Here is a 21,043-nt window from a genome sequence, read left to right as displayed (position 1 = left end):
TGGTGCTGGCCTTGGGTTGTTGGCGCGTGGTGCTGGTCTTGGGCTGTTGCCGTGCGGCCCTGACCTCGGGTTGTTGGCGCGTGGTGTGGACAGACCTCGAGTGTTGGCGGGCGGCGCTGGCCTCGGGCTGTTGCCGTGCGATGCCGATCCTGGGCCTTCGGCGTGCGGGCCGACGCTGGGTCGTTCGCGGCACCGGCTCCGGGACGGGGTGGCGTGGTGCGGATTATCTGGCCTTCGGCGGCGGTGCCGATCCTGGGTCGTTCGCGGGGCTGGCTACGGCCCGGGGTCGGTGTGGTGCCGACCCGGGCCGGGTGTTGTCAGAGGTGCCGCTGCCGCCAGAGGTGCCGCTGTCGCCGGAGGTGCCGCTGTCGCCGGAGGTGCTGCTGTCGTCAGAGGTGCGGGTGTGGTCAGTAGTGGTAGTGGCCGATGAGGGACTGCAGGTCGGAGCCCATCCGGGCCAGGTTTGCCGTGGCCTGCTTGGCCTCGCCGATGCCCGCCGCGACACCCTGGGCGGCCTCAGACACCCCGGAGAGGTTGCTGGCGATCCGCTCCGAGCCGGTCGCGGCCTGCGACACGCTGCGGTTGATCTCGTGGGTGGTCGCGGTCTGCTCCTCGACGGCGCTCGCGATGATCGTCTGGTACTCGTTGATCTTGTCGATCACGTGGGTGATCTCCGCGATCGCGGCGACCGCGCCCTGGCTGTCGTTCTGGATCGCGTTGATCCGGCGGGAGATGTCGTCGGTGGCCTTGGAGGTCTCCTGGGCGAGGTCCTTGACCTCGCTGGCGACCACGGCGAAGCCCTTACCGGCGTCGCCCGCGCGGGCCGCCTCGATGGTGGCGTTGAGGGCCAGCAGGTTGGTCTGCTCCGCGATCGCGGTGATCATCTTGATGACGTTGCCGATCTCCTGGGAGGACTCGCCGAGCTTGGTGACGGTCTGGTTGGTGGACTCGGCCAGCTGGACGGCGTTGGTGCCGACCTGGGCGGCCACGTTGGCGTTCTCGGCGATCTCGCGGATCGACATGCCCATCTGCTCGGACGCGGCGGCCACGCTCTGCACGTGACCGGCGACCTCCTCGGCCGCCGTGTTCACGACGCCCACCTGCGCGCTGGCCTGGTCGGCGTTGTCGGCGACCAGTTCGCCGGTGACCGACAGCTCCTGGGAGGCGGAGGCCAGCGCGTCGACGCTGCCGGCGACCGCGCGCACCAGACCGAGCTTGCTCTCCAACTCCTCGTTGAACGTCTCGGCCAGCGCCGACAGCTCCCGGGTGCCGGACGGGGTGAGCCGGAACGACAGGTCGTGGGGGTCGCGGGCGTGCAGCGCGTCGGTGAACCGGACGACGACCCGGCCGACCTTCGCCTGAAGCAGGTAGAGCACCGAGCCGATGGCGAGCGGCAACGCGACGGCGAGCGCGATCAGCAGGGCGATCGAGGTGTTCGTCTGGTCGGTGGCGTCCGCGACGGCCGACGCCGAGCGGTCGTTGAGCTGCTTCTGGAACTCGTCGATCGGCGCGGTGATGACCGCCTTGTCCGCGGCGTACGCGTCGTCGAACATGATCGTGCGGGCGACCTCACGCTTGCCGGCCGGGCTCAGCGCCTCGTCGGCGGCGTCGAGCGCGGTCTGGGCGATCGCGGCCGGCATGTCGGCCTCGGGCGTGCCGGCGGCCTCCAGCATCAGGCGCTGCGACCGCGACTCGGTCCCGACCAGCTTGTCGGACTTGGCCTTGGCCTCATCGACGAGGGCGAGTTCGTCGGCGGTGGCGCCGAGGTCCTTGAGCTCGGCGAGCACCGTGTCACGGGTCTTGGTGGCGGTGATTTCGGTCCAGTAGTTCGTCAGGTGCTGGGCGTCGCCGGTCGCCGCGTACAGCCGGCCCTCGGCGGTGAGGTAGTCGGAGGCGGCCTGCAGCCGCATGCCGAGCGCCTTGAACTGGGCCTGACGCTCATAGGCACGCTTCTGCGCGCCGACCGCCGTCCGGACCGTCGTCACGGAGAGCACCAGCAGGCCGGTGATCAGAACAAGGGTGCCGATGGCGGCCATGTTGATCGTGGACTGCCGCAGGTTCCGGCGGGGGCGTGCGGACATGGCTTTGCCCTTCGAGCGGTGGACCTGCCGGGCTCGGCGAGGTTGCCACCTGATCGGCGCGGGCGAACCTGTCTTCAGTGGTTCGGCTCACTAAACATTCCGTTCTGCTCCCGGTTCTGATCTCGCGGTCCACCAGGCTTTCCGGTCGTCCTTTCAGAGGTCGGGCGCGGCGGAGTGGGCCGGGGCGTCCTCTCAGTGGCCGGGCGCGACGAAGTAGGCCGGGTCCTTTTAGAAGCCGGCCTCGCCGGGCGCGGCGAAGTAGGCAGGGGCGTCGTCCTCGAGGGCGATCGCGAGCATCCGCCGGGTGAACGGGGTGAGTTCGGGCAGGGCGTCCACGGGGAACCAGCCCACCGCCAGGGATTCGCTGTCGTTGACCCGGGCCTCGCCGCCGACCGCCCGGCACCGGAAGAACATGTTGACCATCTGGCAGTGGTCGCCGTTCACGTAGGTGACCTCGTGCGACACCACCCCGGCCAGCCGTTCGATCTTGATCTGGACCGCGGTCTCCTCCTCGACCTCGCGGGCCACGGCGCCGGCCGGCTGCTCGCCCGGGTCCATCAGGCCGGCGATCAGGTTCCACTGCCCGTTGTCGCTGCGCTGGTGCAGCAGGACCTCGCCGCGGTCGTTCAGGACGATCGCGGCGACCGTCGGGAACATGAGCAGGTCGTGACCGACGTGGGCCCGCAGGTTCTGGACGTAATCGGAGACAGGCATGACCCGGACCCTATCCGCGGGCGGTTGCCGGGGTGTGAACGCCGGACAGGTCCGGCGTGGTGCCGGGAAGCGGGCGCCGGGACTATCCGGGGATGGCTGTCCGGGCGTCAGGTGCGGCGTGGTGCTGGGAAGCGGGTGCCGGGTGTATCCGGGGATGGGCGTTGGGTGCGGCGTGGTGCCGGGAGGTGGTGTCGGGACTATCGGGGGATGGCTGTCTGGGCGTTGGGTGCGGCGTGGTGCCGGGAGGTGGGTGCCGGGACTATCGGGGGATGGCTGTCCGGGCGTCGGGTGCGATCACCACGCGGTTCCGGCCGGCGGATTTCGCCGTGTAGAGCGCCTCGTCGGCGGCCCGCAGGAGGTCCTGCGGGTGGAGGTCCGGGCCGAGCGCGGCAGTAGCCCCGACGGACGCGGTGACCGTGATCAGGGTCTGGTCGTCGACCTGGATCGGGAGGCCGGCGACGGCGAGCCGGATCCGTTCGGCGATCAGCGGCAACTCGTCGTCGCCGACGTGCGGGACCAGGGCGACGAACTCCTCGCCGCCGTACCGGGCGAGCAGGCTGCCGGCCCGGCCGCCGCTGGACAGCCGCCGCGCCAGCTCGCACAGCACGCGGTCGCCGCCCGGGTGGCCGTACGTATCGTTGATCTTTTTGAAGTGGTCGATGTCGATCATGAGTAGGCCGAGGCGGTAACCGGACCGGGCGGCCCGCCGGCACTCGGTCGCGAGCGTCTCCTCGAGGTGCCGGCGGTTGCTCACCCCGGTCAGCCCGTCGGTGTCGGCGGCCCGCCGCTGGGCCGCGACCAGACCCGCCATCCGGGCCAGGACCAGCAGGAACATCACCGCGCAGGCGGCGCTGGACAGCGGCACGTTCAGCTCCTGCCCAGCCAGGTACTCGGTGAACTGCAGGCCCGGCACCATCAGCACGGCGCAGGCGAGCATGATCAACCGGGCCGGGGTGGCATCGGGGGCGGCCACTTGGCTGCGGGAGTCGAAGTCACGCATCACCGGGTGCAGCGCGCAGGCGGCGAGCAGGCCGAGCGAGACCATCCAGAGGCCGGCGGTGTACGGCTCGGTCGTGTTGTCAAAGCCCATGATGCCCATCACGGCGTAGGCGGTGTCCGCGGCGAACATCAACCCGAGGTAGCCGAAGAGCATCCGGTGCACGCTGCCACGGTTGCCCGCGCCGAGCACCAGCCGGACCGCGAGGATCAGCAGCATCAGATCGAGGACCGGGTACGCCGCCTCGGTCAGCTTCGCGGGCAGCGCGAGGGCCGGGTCGCTGGCCACCGGTTCGATCAGGAACACCCAGGTCAGCATCCCGGAGCTGAGCGCGATCACGAGCGCGTCGATCGCGGTGGCGAAGTCCCAGCCGGGAGTGCGCCGCCGAACGAAGATCAGCACCGCGACGCCGGTCAGCAGGTAACTGCTCAGGTAGAGCACGTCGCTCGGGGTCGGCTCAGCCATGTCCCCGGTGCTCCAGACGTCGTAGCTGTAGACCGCGTCGGCGGCCGCGTACACCGTCTGGCCGAGAGCCAGCATGATCCACGCGGCGCGCCGGGCCGGCCGGTGCAGCCGGACGCCGACCAGGATCATGATCGGGACGGCGCAGGAGACCGTCGAATACGTGATCTCGGAGACCAGGAACGGCAGGCCGAACAGCTGCGCCAGGATTTGGAACAGCGCGCAGGCGGCCACGACGGCGAGCCAGAGCCGCCACACGATGCTGGCCCTGCCGGCCCGGATGCGATCCATGTCCCCACCATCGGGAGCGGCTGTTGCCGTCCGGGTACGCCGTCGGTTGCCTCAGAGTTTTCGCACCCGCAGGTGCTCGGCGACCGACCACGCCTGGAACGGGCAGCCGGTGGCATCGTGCGGAGCATCACCCTCGGCGGTCTCCGAGATCGAGCCGAGGCCGAACTCGGTCAGGTGCCGCTCGGCGTCGGCGAGTACGTCCGGGACCTCGACGCCGAGCCGGCGCCAGGCGCTCACGTACGGGCCGGTGAGCCAGGGCCAGACGGTGCCGGTGTGGTACGCGGTGTCCCGCTCGGCCGGCCCGCCCCGGTGCCGCCCGTGGTAGCCGGGGGTTCCGGGCGCCTGGCTGCGCAGCCCCGCCGGGGTGAGCAGGGCGGCCCCGATCCGGGCGAGCACGGCCGGGTCCGGGCGCAGCGGGGCGTGCGGCAGCGACCAGGCGAGCAGCTGGTTGGGCCGGAGCGGGTGGTCGCCGAGCACGTCCCGCAGCAGCCCGGACGGGGTGGGGAAGGCGCGGGCGAAGCTCTCCCGGGCCCGGGCATGCACCGGCGCGAAGGTGGAGCCGAGGGTGGCCAGGCCGTTGATCCAGACGGCGTTCACGTCGACCGCCTTGCCCGACCGGGCGGTCACCGGCACCCCGTCGACCCGGGCGTCCATCCAGGTCAATGCCGTGCCGGGGGCGCCCTGGACGAGCAGGCCGTCGGCCGGGTCGGCGCGGATGCCGTACCGGGTCCCGGCCAGGTGGTGCTCGATCACGCCGGCGAGGGCCGGTCGCAGCTCGGCGGCGAGATCTGTGTCGCCGGTGACCGTCACGTGCCGGTCGACCGCGTGCAGGAACCAGAGTGTGCCGTCGACGGTGTTGTACTCGACGCCACCGGTGTCCGCGGTGTTCGCCAGCATGCCCTCGGAGAGCGTGGCGGCGTAGGCGCGGAGCAGGTCACGGCCGAGCGAGGCGCGGCCGGTCGCCAGGAACAGGCCCTCGTAGCTGATCATCGTGTCTCGCGACCACGCGCCGAACCACGGGTAGCCGGCCACCACGTCCGGGCCGTTCCGGGTCCGGACCACGAACGCGTCCGCGGCCAGGGCCAGGGTGGCCTGTACCGGGTCGGCGGGGCGGGCGGCGGCGACCACCGCCCGGTTGCGCGTCCGCGCGGCGTCGACCACGTCGGTGGCGGGCGGGGGCGGCTCGTCGAGAGTGCCCGCCCAGGCCGCGCAGGAGGCGGTCGCTCCGGGGCGGTCCAGCGCCGCGTGGAAGCTCCCCGCGTACCACAAATCCTCTTGATCTTGAAGGCCGCGTGCGGCCTCCTCGCGGTAGCGGGCGCCTCGGAACCATTCGCCGGCCGGGGTGAAGCCCGGCCCGGAGATCCGGTAGGCGCCCTCGACCACGCAGCCGTCCGCGGCGGCCGCGACGTCCAGTGTGGTGGATTGCGCACCGTGGGCGTCCCGCCAGGCGCAGAGCGCCTCCAGCGCGAGCCGCACCGGGCCGCCGGCGATCAACCGGTGCACCACCGCGACCGAGGGGCGGCCGTGGACCATGGCGATCTCCCGCTCGATCACGACGTCACCGATCCGCCACCGCCACCGCGGCACCCCGTCGATCAGCGCGAACGAGGTGAGCAGCAGGTGCCCGCGCGGCTCGACCGCCCCGCCGGACCACTCGTGGCAGCCCAGCCGCACCCGCGCCCCGGACGGCAGCGTCAGTACCGCGTCGAGGGACGCGAGGCCCAGCATGCGGGACGCCGGTGTCATTCCCGCCACCACCAGCAGGCCGTGATAACGGCGGGTACGCAGCCCCGTGACGGTGCCCATGGCATAGCCGCCGGTCCCGTCGGGTACCAGCCATTCCCGGGCCGAGCCGCTGGTCAGATCGGTACAGACCTGTGGTCCGAAGGTGATCGGGAACGGGACGGACAAGGGAGGAGACCTCCGGCAGTGGGGGAGAATCGGCGGAGCAGACACTCTTGACACCAGACCATGACAGTCTCAGTGTGATCGACTCCGGGGTCGTAAATGGTGGGGATGGTGAGGACGGACGTGTCGGAGCGGGAGCGGCTGGCTCAGGCCGACTCCGGCGAGCAGCCGTGGCGTGCGTGGGGTCCCTTCCTCGCGGAGCGTGCGTGGGGGACGGTCCGGGAGGACTACAGCGAGCACGGGACGGCGTGGGACTACTTCCCGCACGATCACGCGCGGTCCCGGGCGTACCGCTGGAACGAGGACGGCATGGCCGGGGTCTGCGACGACCGGCAGACGTTCTGCTTCGCGCTCGCGCTCTGGAACGGTAAGGACCCGATCCTCAAGGAGCGGATGTTCGGCCTCGGCGGCGACGGTGGCAACCACGGCGAGGACGCCAAGGACTACTGGTGGTACCAGGACTCGACGCCGACCCACTCGTGGATGCGGTGGCGTTACCACTACCCGCAGGCCGAGTTCCCGTACGACCAACTGGTCCGGGTCAACGGCCGGCGCTCCCGGACGGAGAGCGAGTACGAGCTGGTCGACACCGGCGTCTTCGACCAGGACCGGTTCTGGGCGGTCACCGTCGACTACGCCAAGGCCGGCCCGCACGACATGTGCCTCGCGATCACCGTCGCCAACCGCGGCCCCGAGCCGGCCACCCTGCACGTGCTGCCGACCCTGTGGTTCCGCAACACCTGGTCCTGGGGGCTGCCGAACCGGCCGATGCCGTCGCTGACCGGCAGCCCCGGACGGCTCACCGGGCAGCACCCGTCGATCGGGCACATCACCCTCGACGCCGAGGCCGGCCCGCCCGCGCTGGTCTGCGACAACGAGACCAACTCCCAGCGCCTGTGGGGACTGCCGGGCCGCAGCCCGTACCCGAAGGACGGGATCAACGACTTCCTGATCTCCGGCATGCCGACGGTCAACCCCGACGGCGTCGGGACCAAGGGATCGCTGCACTACGAGATCACCCTGAAGGCCGGGGAGACCCGGACGATCCGGCTGCGCCTGACCCAGAGCGAGGCCCCGGCCCCGCCGCTCGACCTCGCCGACGAGTGGGCCGCGGTGATGCGTGGCCGGCTCGCCGAGGCCGACGACTTCTTCGCCGAGGTGATCCCGGCCGCCGCCACCGAGGCCGAGACCGCGGTGGCCCGGCAGGGCGTCGCCGGTCTCATGTGGGGCAAGCAGTTCTACCACTTCGACGTCAAGCAGTGGCTGGTCGGCGACCCCGCCAACTCGCCGCCACCGCCGGGCCGGCGCTTCGGGCGCAACCACGGCTGGTGGCACATGAACAGCTTCGACGTGATCAGCATGCCGGACCCGTGGGAGTACCCCTGGTACGCCGCCTGGGACCTGGCGTTCCACTGTGTCAGCATCAGCCGGGTCGACCCCGGCTTCGCCAAGTCGCAGCTGCTCCTGCTGCTGCGTGAGTGGTACATGCATCCGAACGGGCAGATCCCGGCGTACGAGTGGTCGTTCTCCGACGTGAACCCGCCCGTGCACGCCTGGGCGGCGCTGCGGGTCTTCGAGATCGACGGCGGCCACGACTTCGACTTCCTCGCCAAGGTGATGCACAAGCTGCTGCTCAACTTCACCTGGTGGGTCAACCGCAAGGACGTCGGCGGCAACAACGTCTTCGAGGGCGGCTTCCTCGGCCTGGACAACGTCGGCCCGTTCGACCGCTCGGCCGCGCTGCCGGTCGCCGGCGTCCTCGAGCAGTCCGACGGCACGGGCTGGATGGCGATGTACGCCCTCAACCTGCTCGACATGTCGATCGTCCTGGCCCTGCACGACCGGGCGTACGAGGACATGGCCACCAAGTTCTTCGAGCACTTCACGTACATCGCCGAGGCGGCGTACCGGCAGGGGCTCTGGGACGAGGAGGACAGCTTCTTCTACGACGTGCTGCGCCTGCCCGACGGCCACCGGGTGCCGCTCAAGGCCCGCTCGATCGTCGGCCTGCTACCGCTCGCCGCGACCACCCGGCTCACCTCGGACACCCTGAACCGGTTACCCGAGGTGACCGCCCGGGTCCGCTGGATGCTGCACAACCAGACCGACTACGGCAACGTGATCAGCTCCCGGCGCCTGGGCGCCGACCGGCGCCGCCAGCAACTGCTGAGCATGGTCGGCCAGGACCAACTGCTGCGGATCCTGGCACGGTTGCTGGACCCCGAGGAGTTCCTTTCGCCGTACGGCCTGCGCACGCTCTCCCGGGCGCACCTGGAGAAGCCGTTCACCGTGTCCCTGGGCGGATCCGACTTCACCGTGGGTTACGAACCCGCCGAGAGCACCAGCGGCCTGTTCGGCGGCAACTCGAACTGGCGCGGCCCGATCTGGATGCCGGTCAACTACCTGCTCGTGGAGGCGCTCCGGGAGTTCGCCGAGTTCTACGGCGAGGACCTGCGGGTGGAGTATCCGACCGGCTCGCAGGTCAAGGTCTCGCTCACCGAGGTCGCCGACGACCTGGCGCGGCGGCTGATCGCCCTGTTCGTTCCGGACGCGGACGGGCGCCGCCCGATCTACGGCGCGACGGACCTGTTCCAGACCCACCCGGACTGGAAGGACCTGGTCGTCTTCCCGGAGTACTTCCACGGGGACAACGGCGCGGGCCTGGGCGCCTGGCACCAGACCGGCTGGAGCGCCCTGGTCGTCGACCTGATCCTCACCCTGCGCGCCGGCCGGTGAACGAGCGGTCCGGCGTCAGCGGGTCCGGCTGACGATCACCTCGGCCACCTGGCGTAGCTGGTCGTGGTCGGGGTGGAAGCCGGCGGCGATGTCCGGGTGCAGCCCGGCCTTCGCCTCCTCCAGGAGCATCGCGGTGACCTGCTCGACGCTCTCCCCGGTGTACCGATCGCCGACTCTGACCGTCGCGGCCTGGAGGGCCGAACTGAGCTGATCCTCCAGCGGGCCGCGTAGTTTCTCTTCCACCGGGTTGAGCGATCGCGGGTCGAGGGTCACGTGCGGCTCGGTCAAGGTGTCCTCCGAAGGTCAACGACGCCGTCCGCATACCCGTCGTCTGCTCTCCGGTAAACCCCGCCAAGGTCCACTCACGCCGGTTTTCACCCGACGGGGGTGCCGGTGGTTCAAGGTGAGGCTCTCGGTCACCTCGAACCACCGGCACAACTAGTCGCTACCCGTTCGTGAGCGGGCTAACCACCTCGCTCAGCAGCGGCGGAAGAAGTTCCCGGAGCACGTCGATCCCGTCCCGGCTGAGGACCGACTCGGGGTGGAACTGAACACCGGCGAAGGACGGCCCACGCAGCGCGTGCACGGCCCCGTCCACCGGGTCCCGGGCGAGCTCCACCCGGCCGTGCGCGGACTCGAACGACGCGCCTGGGGAGACGGCGGCGAAGCTGGAGTAGAACCCGACCCGCCGTACCGTGCCGAACAGGTCGACGTCCCGCGCCAGCCCCTGATACGGCGCATCCCGCCGGATCAGCGGCAACCCGAGTTCCAGGGCGAGCATCTCCTGCCCCAGGCAGACCGCGAAGAGCGGCAGACCGGCCGCCAGGCGCGCCGCCACGACTCCCCGCACGACGGCCATCTTCGGGTCGTCCGCGTCCTCCGGATCGCCCGGACCGGGCCCGGCCACCAGCAGGTCCGCGGCCGGTAGCGGAGCCGACCACGGTACGACCGAGACGGCCAGGCCGAGCGCCTTCAACTGGTGGGCCAGCATCGCGGTGAAGGTGTCCTCCCCGTCCACGATCACCGCGGTCCGGCCGGCGAGCGACGGCAGCGCCAGCGCTCCCGGCTCCCGCGAGTCCAGCCAGAAGCGGGCGAGCCCGGCGTTGCGTGCGGCGAGCACCCGCAACTCCTCCTCGCCGGCCGCGGGCGGTGCCGAGGTCCGTACCGGAATGGTCGCCGCCCCCAGCGCGGCCAGCACCCCCGCCGCCTTCGTGTGGGTCTCGGCCACCTCGCCCGCCGCCGTCGAATGCCGCACCAGGGTCGCCCCGACCGGCACCCGCAGCGTGCCGCCGGGCGTGATCTCCGCCGTCCTGATCAGGATCGGCGCGTCCAGCGTCTGCGTGCCGTCGTCGGCGACCGAGAGCAGCGCCAGTACACCCGCGTAGTAGCCCCGGCCCCGCCGCTCGTGCCGCGCGATCACCCGGCACGCGTTCTCGATCGGGCTCCCGGTCACCGTCGGCGCGAACATGGTCTCCCGCAGCACCTCGCGGACGTCCAGCGAACCCCGCCCGGCCAACAGGTACTCGGTGTGGGTCAGGTGCGCCATCTGCTTCAGGTACGGCCCGGCCACCTGCCCGCCGTGCTCCGCCACGGTCGCCATCATCTTGAGTTCCTCGTCGAGGACCATGTACAGCTCCTCGAGCTCCTTCGGATCCCGCAGGAAGTCGAGCAGCGACCCCGAACCGTTGCGGAACGTCCCGCTGATCGGATTCATCATCACGATCCCCTCGTTGACGCTGACGTGCCGTTCCGGGGTGGCCCCGACCAGCGTCCGCGCCCCGGTGTGCACCAGGAACGTCCAGTACGTCCCGCGCTCGTTCGCGAGCAGCCGCCCGAACGCCGCTCGTGCCGCCGCGACCGGATCCCCCTCGACGGACGCCTCGAACACCCGGTGGATCACGAAGTTCGCGCCCGCGCCGTGCCCGATCTCGTCCCGGAGCACGTCCTCGACGATCGCCCCGTACTCGTCGTCGTCCAGATCGAACCGCCCGCCGGAGACGCTCAGCTCACCGGCCGGGAACGCGGTGAGCGGCTGGGTCGACACCGACGAGACGAGCAGGCACTCCAGCGGTGCCCCGTCGTCCACGCAGTCGAAGCCCCGCTCCGCGATCTGCCGGAACGGGATCAGGGCGAGCACCTGCCGCCCGGGTTCGAGCGGAATCGCGGCCAGGGTGTCGACGGTGATCACCTCCCCGCGCAGCACCTCGACGTGTTCCGCACCGTCGCGGTGCAGCAGGGCGAACGCGCCACCGTCGAGATCGATCTCGTGGTCGGAGCCGGGCGCGGCTGTCTTGTCGGGCATGGTGTCCTCGTTCCGGGCCGGGGCGACCGCCCGTCGAGTCCGGACCATACGAGAACGGCCGCCTCGACGAGGCGGCCGCGGGTTGGTTACGCGCGAAGTGTGGCCGCCGTCAGGCGGGCCACCACATGCTCAAGCGCGCGTTCATGCCAGGGAGCTTAACGGCGGCCGCCCGGCCCGCGCCACCCCGGCTCGCGGTCCGTGCAATTCGGTGGCCGGCCCGGACGGCGGCTGTTTGACTTCGGCGGTGATCAGTGACGTGCGGCTTCGTCGATGCCTCACCGAGTCGTGGGGGCTGACGGCGGCCTCGATCGAGGTGCACAACGGTGGGATGAACTCCGCTACCTGGTTCGTCGATGACGGTGACGAGCGTTGGGTGGTCAAGGCGGTGGCCCCGGATTCGGCCCGTTCGTTCGCCGCAGGGCTGGCGGTCGCGGCCGCCCTCGAGGTGGCCGGGGTGCCGGCGGGAGCCCCGGTCGCGACCGGCCGCGGGGAGTACGTCGTCGAGGCCGGGGGAGTGCCGCTGGCATTGCTGACCTGGGTTCCCGGGGCGGAACTGTCCGGCGTGGGACCGGGTGACCAGCGGATGATCGGCGGGACACTCGCGCGGGTGCACCGGGCGCTGCTCGACGTGCCGGTTCCCGGCGGGGAACGGTTTCACTGGGTCGATCCGCGGGGTGAGCACCTGGGGATCCGGCCGTGGGTCCGGGGTGCGGTCGCCGCGGCCGTGTCGGCCTACGACGGGCTCGATCCGGGAACGCTGACCTGGGGGTTGCTGCACACCGATCCGGCTCCCGAGGCGTTCCGCCTGGATCGTGCGACCGGGGTGTGCGGCCTGATCGACTGGAGCACCGGGATGACCGGGCCGTTGCTGTACGACCTGGCGTCGGCGGTGATGTACGCCGGAGGTCCGGGGCACGCCCGCCCCCTGATCGAGGCGTATCTCGATCAGGGGGTGGTGCCGCGGGCGGAGGTGGAGCGGGGACTGGCGGTGATGCTGCGGTTCCGATGGGCGGTGCAGGCCGACTACTTCGCCCGGCGGATCGTGCTGGGAGACCTGACCGGCATCGCCGGTGCCGAGGAGAACGAGGCCGGGCTGGCCGATGCTCGGGCGGGGCTCGCCTGGTCGGGGAGCACCGCCGAGAGCATCGGCACGGGGCTCGGCTGAGAAGCCTGCGGGCTGAACTCCATCGGTCGTACCTGGAAAGGGTTTTCTGGGTTTTTATGCGGGGAAAGCGTCGCGAATCGCGTCTCGTGCCCAGCGCATGCGGCCGATCGCGCAATCGGGGTGCTCCCCGAACTCCTGCGCCACCAGCGCCGCGCATCCGCTCTCGCCGAGCCGCTCGACCGTCGCGGTGACCGCCTCCCGGATCAGTTCCGGGGTGGGCAGCTGGGAAATCTGCAGGTCCGAGACGAAGAGCGCTTCGGTACGGAGCTCGTGGATCACTGCGGTCATCGGTTCCTCCCCGGGCCGTCATTGGTGCGGTGGTTGATGGGTGATCAGCACACCGTCGCCGGGATGCAGCGCCGGCGCACCCAGGTTGCGGCCTGGTTGCGACTTGTTCCGCGCCGGTCGGGTGTGGCGATCCGTCGCCGGGTCGCGGTCTGGTTGTGACTTGTTCCGCGCCGGTGGAGCGCGGCGATCCGTCGCCGGGTCGCGGTCTGGTTGCGACTTGTTCCGCGCCGGTCGGGCGCGGCGATCCGTCACCGGGTCGCGGTCTTGCTGCGAGTCTTTCCGGGCTGGCCGGCCTGTCGCGATGCGTCGCCCGGTGCGAACCGGACGCGGCCGGCGGCGCTCAGCGCCGCCGGCCGGAGGTCCTGGTCAGCTCGTTCGGGAGGTCAGTAGTGGTAGCCGCCGGTGCCGGGAATCTTGGTGGGCAGCCCCCGCCGGGCCCGTTCGGCCCGCCACGCCGTGGTGACGATGTCCCACAGCCCGCCGACGACCAGCACCGCGACGAGGATGCCGCTCAGCCAGCTCCGCACGTCCGCGCCCTCGACATCGAGGAAGCCGTGGAACTCCGGGTTGAAGAACCGGTCGGTGGCCAGGAGCCAGACCAGAGGCACCGTGTACGCCACGGTCAGCACCGCGTTGACCACCGCGACCGCCCGTGTCCACCCGCCGACCCGGTGCACCCACACGTGGTAGAAGATGCGCAGCACGAGCAGCGCGATCAGCACCGGCCACCAGAAGGCCCAGTTGGCCGGGTCGAGCACCGGCACGTCGGTGAAGGTGAACTGCTGCAGCACCAGCCCCGCGATCAGCAGCGTCGCCCACACCACGCCGCTGATCAGCTGGCCCAGGGTGGCCCGGTGCGCCTCGTACTTCGGCAGGTCCTTCAGTGACCAGCGGGCGCTGATGTCGGCCTTGCCGGCGCCGGTGCGCTCGATGATCGCGAAGACCAGGGTGACCCAGAAGCAGAGGTGCGCGCCGACCGTGATCAGGCCGGTGACCGCACCGCCGATGATCTTGCCGATCTCCGGGTCGTCGAGGATCTGCGCCACCACGCCGACCGTCACGACGATCGGCAGCACGGTCCAGAGCAGCGTTGTGAGCAGCCGGCGCCAGAGCGGGAACAGATCCGGGCCGATCAGGAAGGCGGGGCGGCCCGCATAGCGGTCGGCGAGCCGCTCCGGGTCGCCGAGCTCGGTGAGCGCGGACTCGACGGCGGCCTCCCGGGTCTCCCCGGAGTCGACCCGGGCGTCGACCGCGTCCTCGATGGAGGCGCGCAGCTCCCGGTCGATGTCGGCGCGCTGCTGCTCCGGGATGCGGCGCAGCGCGGTGAACACGTAGCGGTCGACGAGGCTGGTCATTGGTCGCTCCCCAGGTCTGAGTTGATCGGGTCTGAGCTGATCGAGTCTGAGCTGACCGGGTCTGAATTGACCGGGTCTGAGCTGATCGGGTCGGATCCGGTCGATAGGTCGCCGATCGCGGTGTCGAGCCGCTTCCACTCCCCGCGCAGGGTCTCGGCGATGGTCTCGCCCTGCTCGGTGGTCCGGTAGAACTTCCGTGGCCGGGCCTCGTCGGTGTTCCACTCGCTGGTCAGCAGCCCCTGCGCCTCCAGGCGGCGCAGCAGCGGATAGAGCGTGTTGGCCTCGACCTCGAAGCCGGCCCGGCTCAGGGTCTCGAGCAGTGAGTAGCCGTAGCCGGGGGTGCGCAGGACGGTGAGGCTGGCGACGACGACGGTGCCGCGCCGCAGCTCCTGCAGGTGTCCGGCTAGCGTCGCATCCATTGTCATGCCTCTCACGATAGTGTGTGTCGCACACTATGGCAACAGCGCACAGCAAAGTGACGAGCAACCATATAGTTGCGCGTCACGCGTTCGGCGGATTGTGGCTGGTCGGCGGCCTTCTCCATCGGGATGGGGCCCGATGCCGCTCATGGAAAGTTGATCTCGCGGCCGGCCGGGATACAGCCATCAGACCCAACCGCGCCATCTCAGTTGGGCCACGGCATCGTGACAACAGCCTCGATACGACCATGGCGTCCAGCCGAGCTTCCGACACGAGCCGCCGCCACCGCGAACGCGGAAACTTTGCGCATGCACCGCCGGGCCGCGCACCCCGAAAGCCCCGACGGCACCGCATCGGCCTGCCTGCCAGGACCATCCGCCCGCATCTCGGGACGGCCGTGCCCGCTGGTCGGCCGTGCCCGCTGGTCGGCCGTGCCCGCTGGTCGGCCGTGCCCGCTGGTCGGCCGTGCCCGCTGGTCGGCCGTGCCCGCTGGTCGGCCGTGCCCGCTGGTCGGCCGTGCCCGCTGGTCGGCCGTGCCCGCTGGTCGGCCGTGCCCGCTGGTCGGCCGCGCCCGCTGGTCGGCCGTGCCCGCTGGTCGGCCGCGCCCGCTGGTCGGCCGCGCCCGCTGGTCGGCCGCGCCCGCCGGTCGGCCATGCCCGCCAGTCGACCGCGAGCGGCGTCGCCGGCCGCGACCCACCGGCCGCACCGCATGGCGACCAACCCCAGCCACTTACTCGCCCGGGAGCAAACCAGCCCTTGCTAGCGGAGGTTCTGGGACGCGGTCCGGTCCGGGTTGCTGGTCGAGGTCGCAGTGCGGGAGGAGGTCGTGGCGCGGGAGGCGGTCGCGGTGCGAAACGAGGTCGTGGTGCGGGAGGAGGTCGTGGTGCGGGAGGAGGCCGTGGTGTGAAAGGCGGTCGCGGTGCGAAACGAGGTCGTGGTGCGGGAGGCGGTCGCGGTGCGGGAGGAGGCCGTGGTGTGAAAGACGGTCGCGGTGCGAAACGAGGTCGCGGTGCGAAAGGCGGTCGCGGCGCGAAACGAGGTCGTGGTGCGGGGAGGGGAGGGGGTCGTGGTGCGGGAGAGGGTCGTGGTGTGAAAGGCGGTTGCGGTGCGAAAGGCGGTCGTGGTGCGAACGAGGTCGTGGTGCGAAACGAGGTCGTGGTGCCGGGAGGGGGTCGCGGTGCGGGAGGGGGTCGTGGTGTGGGAGGGGCGAAGGTCGGGAGGAGGGTGCGGGGCGGGAGGACGGACCCGGCGCGGGAGATGGTGTTGCGTGGTTGCGGCCCAGCGGCGCTGACGGGGGCGGGTCAGACGGCCGTGGTTGCCTCGATGACGACATACGGGGGCTCTACCGGAGTGGCGGTGCTCCGCCGCAGGCCCGCTCGGCTCAGCAGGTCGTCGAACTCGGCCAGGGTGCGTTCCCGGCTGCCTGCGGAGGCGAGCATGGCGATGTCCATCAGCGGTGCGATGCCGGGCGAGTGGTCGTCGATGACGATCTCGGTGATCACGATGCGGCCGCCGGGGCGCAGGGCGTCGCGGCAGTTCGACAGGAGAAGTACGCAATCGTCGTCGGACCAGTCGTGCAGGATGAATTTGAGCAGCAGGATGTCGCCCGGCGGAACCTCCTTGAAGAAGTCGCCGGCCACCGCCGTGAAGCGGTCCGCCAGGCCGCTCTCGGCGGCCGCCGCCTGTGCGCCGGGCACCGAGTGCGGCAGGTCGAGGACGATCGCTTCGAGGCCGGGATGTTTCGCCAGCATCGCCAGGGCGAAGGAGCCGTGCGCGCCGCCGACGTCGACCACCGTGGTCGCGCCGGCGGTGTCGATCACCTCGACGGCCTCCCGGATGACCGGCGCGGACATGCTGGCCATCGCGGCGCCGAAGAGCGCGCCCTCGTCGGGGTGTGCGGCCAGGTAGTCGAAGAACGACATGCCGAGCGCCTGCGTGGTCTGCGCCTCGCCGCTGCGGATCGCCTCCGGGATCCGTGCCCAGGTCTGCCACATGCACGCGCTGGACTGGGACGCGGCCAGGTCCCGCAGCGACATCGGCGCGTCGCGGTGCAGGACGGTCAGCAGTTCGGTGCCGGCGAAGCCGCCCTCCGCGTACGTGACCAGGCCCATCGAGGCGCAGGCGCGCAGGAAGCGCGCGGTCGCCCCCGGATCGGCGCCCTCGGCCTCGGCGATCTCGGCGGCGGTCCGCGGCCCGTCCGCCAGGTGCTCGGCCAGCGACAGATCAACAGCCGCGCGTACGGCCTGGGCCAGCCACGGGCCGACGAGGAACCCCATCACCGTCTCATATGGACCGACTGTCATACCCGGTAACCTAGCGCCGCGACCCCCGCCGGTCAGCCCACCGTCAGACAGTGCGAAATCCGCACCGGGCTACTCGTTGGCGGCCTTGATCAGGTCGGCCAGGGCGTCCGTGGTGAACGGGCTGCCCGGGAACATCGCCATCCGGCCCAGCGGCAGGCTCCCGAGCATCATCAGCACGGCCGGGTCCGCGGTCAGCGCCGCCGTCGTGGCGTCCCCGGCGCCGGCCGCCGCGGCGGCGAACAGCTCGCCCAGCAGGGCACCGCCGCGCGGGTCGGCGAACCACTCGCCGACGCTGGAGTCCGCGGTCAGCGGCACCCGGGCCGCGTCCCCGGTGACGTGCGAGGTGACCGTGGCCCGGAGGTCGCGGGAGGACGTGCCGACCTCGAACACGTACGAGCCGTCCTCGACGAGCCACCGGTTCAGCCGGGTGTCCCAGTAGGCCAGGTCCGCCCGCTCGACGTTCAGCACCACCTCGACGGTCTCGCCGGCCGGGATCGCCACGTTCGCGAACGCCTTCAGCTCCCGGGGCGCCCGCCGGACCCGGGACCCCGGCAGGCTGACGTAGACCTGGACGACCTCACGCCCGTCGCGGTCGCCGGTGTTGGTCACCGGGACCCGGATCTGCAGGCCGTCCGCGACCGCCTCGCCGTAGGTGAACGTGGTGTACGAGAGCCCGAACCCGAACGGGTACGACACCGCCTGCTCCCGCGCGTCGAAGCCCCGGTAGCCCACGTGCAGGCCCTCGCCGTACCGGACGTGCCCGTGCTCGCCGGGAAAGTCCAGGTAGGACGGGTGGTCGGCGAGCCGAACCGGGATCGTCTCGGCCAGCCGCCCGGACGGGTTGACCCGCCCGAACAGCACGTCCGCGATCGCGCTGCCGCCGGCCTGCCCGAGCAGCCAGCCCTCCACGATCGCCGGCACCCGGGCCTCCCATGGGCTGGTCAGCAGGACCGCGCCGTTGGAGAGCAGCACGACGGTGTTCGGGTTCACCGCGGCGACCCGCTCGATCAGCGCCAGCTGGTCGGCCGGCAGGTCCAGCGAGTCCCGGTCGGCGCCCTCGGTCTCGTGCACGCTGCCCACGAAGACCAGCGCCACGTCGCTGGACCGGGCCAGCTCGACCGCCTCCTCGAGCAGGCCCTTGCCCGGGTCGCCGTAGCCCGCGGCGAAGCTGACGGAGGCGCTGGTGGACGCCGTGATCTGGGTCAGCGCGTCGTCCAGGCGGGTGGGCGTGATCTGCGAGCTGCCGCCGCCCTGGTAGCGAGGGGTCCGCGCGAACTCGCCGAGCACCGCGATGGTCTGCCCCTCGGCGCGCAGCGGGAGGAGACCGCCGTCGTTCTTCAGCAGCACGATCGCCCTTCCGGCGATCTCCCGGGCCAGGTCGTGGTGCGCGGCCGCGTCATAGCTTCCGCGTTCGCGCTTCCCGGCCTTCGCGATCATCTCCCGTACGAGGTCAGCCGAGCGCCGCAGCGTGCCGGCGTCCAGCGTCCCCGCCTCGACCGCGTCCACCAGCGCCCGGTCGCCGGTCGTGTCCGGCCCGGGCATCGCCAGGTCCAGCCCCGCGCGGACCGCGGCGACCCGGTCGACCACGGCGCCCCAGTCCGACACGACCAGGCCCTCGAAGCCCCATTCGTCGCGCAGCACCTCGGTGAGCAGCCAGTGGTGCTCGCTCGCGTACACCCCGTTGATCTTGTTGTAGGCGCACATCACGGTCCACGGCTGTGCCTGGGTGACGACCCGCTGGAACGCCCGCAGGTACAGCTCCCGCAGCGTGCGCTCGTCCACATCGGCGCTGACCCGCATCCGGTCGGTCTCCTGATTGTTGACCGCGAAGTGCTTGAGCGACGCGCCGACCCCCCTGCTCTGCAGCCCGCGCACCCATGCGGTGGCCAGGATCCCGGTCAGGATCGGGTCCTCGGAGAAGTATTCGAAGTTGCGGCCGCCGAGCGGGCTGCGCTTGAGGTTGACGCCGGGGCCGAGCAGCACGGCCACGTCCATCGCCCGGCACTCGTCGCCGAGGGCCTCGCCCATCCGGCGCAGCAGCCCCGGGTCCCAGGTGGAGGCGCTCGCGACGGCGGGTGGGAAGCAGGTGGCCCGGGCGCCGGCCAGGATGTCGCCGTCGGTGGCCTGCAGACGCACGCCGTGCGGGCCGTCGGTCACGGTGAGCGCCGGGAGGTCCGCCGCCTCGACCGGGGTCGTGTGCCAGAAGTCGCTGCCGCTGGTGAGCGCGGCCTGGTCGGCGGTGCTGAGCTCGGAAGTCATGGGGGCGGACTCTCCCTTGCCGGATGCCGTCGCTACCTGAGCGCCTACCCAGCTATTTATCACCAGATTCGATGGATGCGCGACCCCCGCGTCGCGGCCCTGACCGAAGCGGACGTCGCGCGCGAGTGCCACAGCGCTTGGCCTGTGGCCTGCGGACGGGACCCCATTGGTCGTATCGGCGAAGGGTTTTGAAAAAAGCCGGCGGCGGATCGCTCAGGCCGCGCCGAGCCAGGCGCGGACCTCGGCGATCTCGTCCTCGCTCAGCGCGATCGTGGCGGCCTCCGCCCGGTTCAGCACGTTGTCGGCGAACGCCGAGGCGATCTCCACCGCGTTCGGCGGCGGCTGGCGGTAGAGCGGCGCCCCGCCGAACGCGGTGCCCCGGGTGACGAACGCGATCGCGCTGCGGCTCACGTCGACGCCCTGCGCGGCCAGCTGGTCGCGGGCCCAGCGGGTGGCCTCGGTCAGGTTGAAGTGGTGCGCGGCCGCGTAGTCGGCGAGCGCCTGATAGATCGGCGGCCACATCTCCAGGGACAGCCGGGGGAGGCTGAGCAGGGCGGAGAGCCGGCCCACCGGCTCCGGGGCGGGGCCGGTGCTGACCCCGGACTCGGGCGGGTCGTGCCGCGCGGAGTCCCAGAGGAAGTGGTTGGAGAACTTCACGTTCGGCAGGCTCAGGCTCTCCAGGGCGCGGACGAACCCGCCGTTGCCGAACCAGCTCGTCTCGTCCACGCTCGGGCCGAGCTGACGGCGCAGATCGTGGGCGAGCGACGCCAGGTTGAGCGGCCCGGAAGCCGAGGAGTAACGCCAGGTCACCAGGTCACGGAACTGGTCGTAGGAGACCGGGGTCTCCGGGTCGCCGGCCACGACCGGCGCCTCGTCGCTCTCCACCGGCTCGCCCTGCACCAGCTCGAGCAGCTCCTGACTGGTGATCAGCCGGTCGGCGACCGCGGTGAACGCCTCGGCCGCGTCCGACGGCGAGACGATCGTGGTCCGGCGGTCGGCCCGGCGCAGCCGGACCAGCAGCGGTGTCATGTCAGAGTCGCCGGAGGCGATGACGAACTCCTCGAACGACACCGGGTCGGCGAGCGCGTCCACCGCGTCCACCACCATCCGGATGTCCGCGGCGTTCTTCGTGTGGGTCAGCCGCGGGCAGTCGATCACCTCGAAACCGGCGTTCACGAAGAACGGCCGGAACTGCGAGTAGTACAGCCGCTGCTGGGTCGCGTCGGTGTCCGGGTTGGGCACCCAGCCGCCCGGGTTCATGTAGCAGCGCAGGATCAGCCAGCGGCGCGGGCCGTCGACGGTCAGAGCCGTGGTCAGCCGGACCAACCACGCGGCCGGGTCCTTGGCGAACTGGATCGCCACTTCCGGATCCTGCTTGATCAGTCCGCTGAACACGTTGTCGAAGTCCAGATAGAGTGCGGCGCGTACGCGGGCCATGACCGAAAACCTACCGTGCCCGCGACGTGTCCGTCCGTCAAGCGCTTCTCTACAGCCGGCGCCGCCGACCGGCGCCGGTGACCAGCGTGACGCCGACCGCCGCCAGGCCGACCTGCAGAGCCAGCTCGATCCAGTCGATGCCCGCGGTGTCGTCCACCCCGAGGATGGCCGCGATGAAGGTGCCGATCACGCCGGCGACGACGCCGACCAGCAGCGTCATCCAGATCGGCAGGTTCTGCTTGCCGGGCACGACCAGGCGCCCCAGCGCGCCGATGATCAGGCCGAAGACGATTCCGGTGAAGATGCCGTTGATCTCCATGTCAGC

Annotated in this window: 14 protein-coding genes and 1 pseudogene; 2 read left to right on the top strand and 13 right to left on the bottom strand. The window is 71.4% G+C overall.

Going from position 1 to position 21,043, the window contains the following annotated elements:
* Positions 1–407 precede the first annotated feature (407 nt).
* From CHC09_RS06890 to CHC09_RS06875, 4 genes are all read right to left on the bottom strand, one after another.
* Positions 408–2,081, bottom strand: coding sequence for a methyl-accepting chemotaxis protein (locus CHC09_RS06890; RefSeq protein WP_239138184.1), 1,674 nt, complete (start codon positions 2,079–2,081; stop codon positions 408–410).
* Positions 2,082–2,309: 228 nt separating this feature from the next.
* Positions 2,310–2,795: an NUDIX hydrolase gene (locus CHC09_RS06885; RefSeq protein WP_089292135.1), complete on the bottom strand. Its 486-nt coding sequence runs from the start codon at positions 2,793–2,795 to the stop codon at positions 2,310–2,312.
* A gap of 259 nt (positions 2,796–3,054) precedes the next feature.
* A complete protein-coding gene (locus tag CHC09_RS06880) occupies positions 3,055–4,545 on the bottom strand; it encodes a GGDEF domain-containing protein (protein ID WP_089292134.1) in 1,491 nt (496 codons plus the stop codon).
* A 51-nt stretch (positions 4,546–4,596) separates the two neighbouring features.
* Positions 4,597–6,456: an amylo-alpha-1,6-glucosidase gene (locus tag CHC09_RS06875; RefSeq protein ID WP_089292133.1), complete on the bottom strand. Its 1,860-nt coding sequence runs from the start codon at positions 6,454–6,456 to the stop codon at positions 4,597–4,599.
* A 105-nt stretch (positions 6,457–6,561) separates the two neighbouring features.
* On the opposite strand from CHC09_RS06875, the gene CHC09_RS06870 reads away from it, so the two are divergent.
* Positions 6,562–9,189, top strand: coding sequence for an MGH1-like glycoside hydrolase domain-containing protein (locus tag CHC09_RS06870; protein WP_089292618.1), 2,628 nt, complete (start codon positions 6,562–6,564; stop codon positions 9,187–9,189).
* A 15-nt stretch (positions 9,190–9,204) separates the two neighbouring features.
* Here CHC09_RS06870 and CHC09_RS06865 read toward each other — a convergent pair whose 3' ends face one another.
* Positions 9,205–9,477 (bottom strand): hypothetical protein, encoded by a 273-nt coding sequence (locus tag CHC09_RS06865; RefSeq protein WP_089292132.1) that lies wholly within the window; start codon positions 9,475–9,477, stop codon positions 9,205–9,207.
* 157 nt (positions 9,478–9,634) lie between these two features.
* On the bottom strand, positions 9,635–11,491 hold the full coding sequence (locus tag CHC09_RS06860; RefSeq protein ID WP_089292617.1) for an anthranilate synthase family protein: 1,857 nt from the start codon (positions 11,489–11,491) through the stop codon (positions 9,635–9,637).
* 244 nt (positions 11,492–11,735) lie between these two features.
* Between CHC09_RS06860 and CHC09_RS06855 the strand changes: the two genes are divergently transcribed.
* Positions 11,736–12,656 carry a phosphotransferase enzyme family protein gene (locus tag CHC09_RS06855; RefSeq protein WP_179276969.1) on the top strand — a complete coding sequence of 307 codons (921 nt, stop codon included), beginning with the start codon at positions 11,736–11,738 and terminating at the stop codon, positions 12,654–12,656.
* A gap of 54 nt (positions 12,657–12,710) precedes the next feature.
* Here the strand turns inward: CHC09_RS06855 and CHC09_RS06850 are convergent, their stop codons facing one another.
* The 7 genes and pseudogenes from CHC09_RS06850 to CHC09_RS06820 all read right to left on the bottom strand — a co-directional run bounded on the left by CHC09_RS06850 (position 12,711) and on the right by CHC09_RS06820 (position 21,037).
* Positions 12,711–12,944, bottom strand: a complete 234-nt coding sequence (locus CHC09_RS06850; RefSeq protein WP_089292130.1) for a hypothetical protein — start codon at positions 12,942–12,944, stop codon at positions 12,711–12,713.
* Between the two features lie 383 nt (positions 12,945–13,327).
* Positions 13,328–14,299 carry a permease prefix domain 1-containing protein gene (locus CHC09_RS06845; protein WP_089292129.1) on the bottom strand — a complete coding sequence of 324 codons (972 nt, stop codon included), beginning with the start codon at positions 14,297–14,299 and terminating at the stop codon, positions 13,328–13,330.
* Positions 14,300–14,391: 92 nt separating this feature from the next.
* Positions 14,392–14,724, bottom strand: a pseudogene (locus tag CHC09_RS06840) (PadR family transcriptional regulator); the annotation flags it as partial.
* 1,296 nt (positions 14,725–16,020) lie between these two features.
* Complete coding sequence (locus CHC09_RS06835; protein ID WP_089292128.1) at positions 16,021–17,022, bottom strand: methyltransferase; 1,002 nt, start codon at positions 17,020–17,022, stop codon at positions 16,021–16,023.
* A gap of 69 nt (positions 17,023–17,091) precedes the next feature.
* The gene (locus tag CHC09_RS06830) at positions 17,092–19,281 is read right to left on the bottom strand and encodes a glycoside hydrolase family 3 C-terminal domain-containing protein (RefSeq protein WP_089292127.1); all 2,190 of its coding nucleotides are present in this window, start codon (positions 19,279–19,281) and stop codon (positions 17,092–17,094) included.
* 213 nt (positions 19,282–19,494) lie between these two features.
* Complete coding sequence (locus tag CHC09_RS06825) at positions 19,495–20,718, bottom strand: NYN domain-containing protein (protein ID WP_089292126.1); 1,224 nt, start codon at positions 20,716–20,718, stop codon at positions 19,495–19,497.
* Between the two features lie 49 nt (positions 20,719–20,767).
* Entirely contained in the window at positions 20,768–21,037 is a 270-nt protein-coding gene (locus tag CHC09_RS06820; RefSeq protein WP_089292125.1) for a GlsB/YeaQ/YmgE family stress response membrane protein, read from the bottom strand.
* Positions 21,038–21,043 lie beyond the last annotated feature (6 nt).

This window comes from Actinoplanes regularis, assembly GCF_900188005.1.
Lineage (GTDB): Bacteria > Actinomycetota > Actinomycetes > Mycobacteriales > Micromonosporaceae > Actinoplanes > Actinoplanes regularis.
The sequence above is the reverse complement of the archived record's forward strand: the minus strand, read 5'-3'. Positions and strand labels throughout refer to the sequence as shown.

Coding starts and splice junctions, on each gene's coding strand:
- CHC09_RS06890 (WP_239138184.1), bottom strand. CDS start 2,081: ATGTCCGCACGCCCCCGCCGGAACCTGCGGCAGTCCACGATCAACATG.
- CHC09_RS06885 (WP_089292135.1), bottom strand. CDS start 2,795: ATGCCTGTCTCCGATTACGTCCAGAACCTGCGGGCCCACGTCGGTCAC.
- CHC09_RS06880 (WP_089292134.1), bottom strand. CDS start 4,545: ATGGATCGCATCCGGGCCGGCAGGGCCAGCATCGTGTGGCGGCTCTGG.
- CHC09_RS06870 (WP_089292618.1), top strand. CDS start 6,562: ATGGTGAGGACGGACGTGTCGGAGCGGGAGCGGCTGGCTCAGGCCGAC.
- CHC09_RS06860 (WP_089292617.1), bottom strand. CDS start 11,491: ATGCCCGACAAGACAGCCGCGCCCGGCTCCGACCACGAGATCGATCTC.
- CHC09_RS06850 (WP_089292130.1), bottom strand. CDS start 12,944: ATGACCGCAGTGATCCACGAGCTCCGTACCGAAGCGCTCTTCGTCTCG.
- CHC09_RS06845 (WP_089292129.1), bottom strand. CDS start 14,299: ATGACCAGCCTCGTCGACCGCTACGTGTTCACCGCGCTGCGCCGCATC.
- CHC09_RS06835 (WP_089292128.1), bottom strand. CDS start 17,022: ATGACAGTCGGTCCATATGAGACGGTGATGGGGTTCCTCGTCGGCCCG.
- CHC09_RS06830 (WP_089292127.1), bottom strand. CDS start 19,281: ATGACTTCCGAGCTCAGCACCGCCGACCAGGCCGCGCTCACCAGCGGC.
- CHC09_RS06825 (WP_089292126.1), bottom strand. CDS start 20,718: ATGGCCCGCGTACGCGCCGCACTCTATCTGGACTTCGACAACGTGTTC.
- CHC09_RS06820 (WP_089292125.1), bottom strand. CDS start 21,037: ATGGAGATCAACGGCATCTTCACCGGAATCGTCTTCGGCCTGATCATC.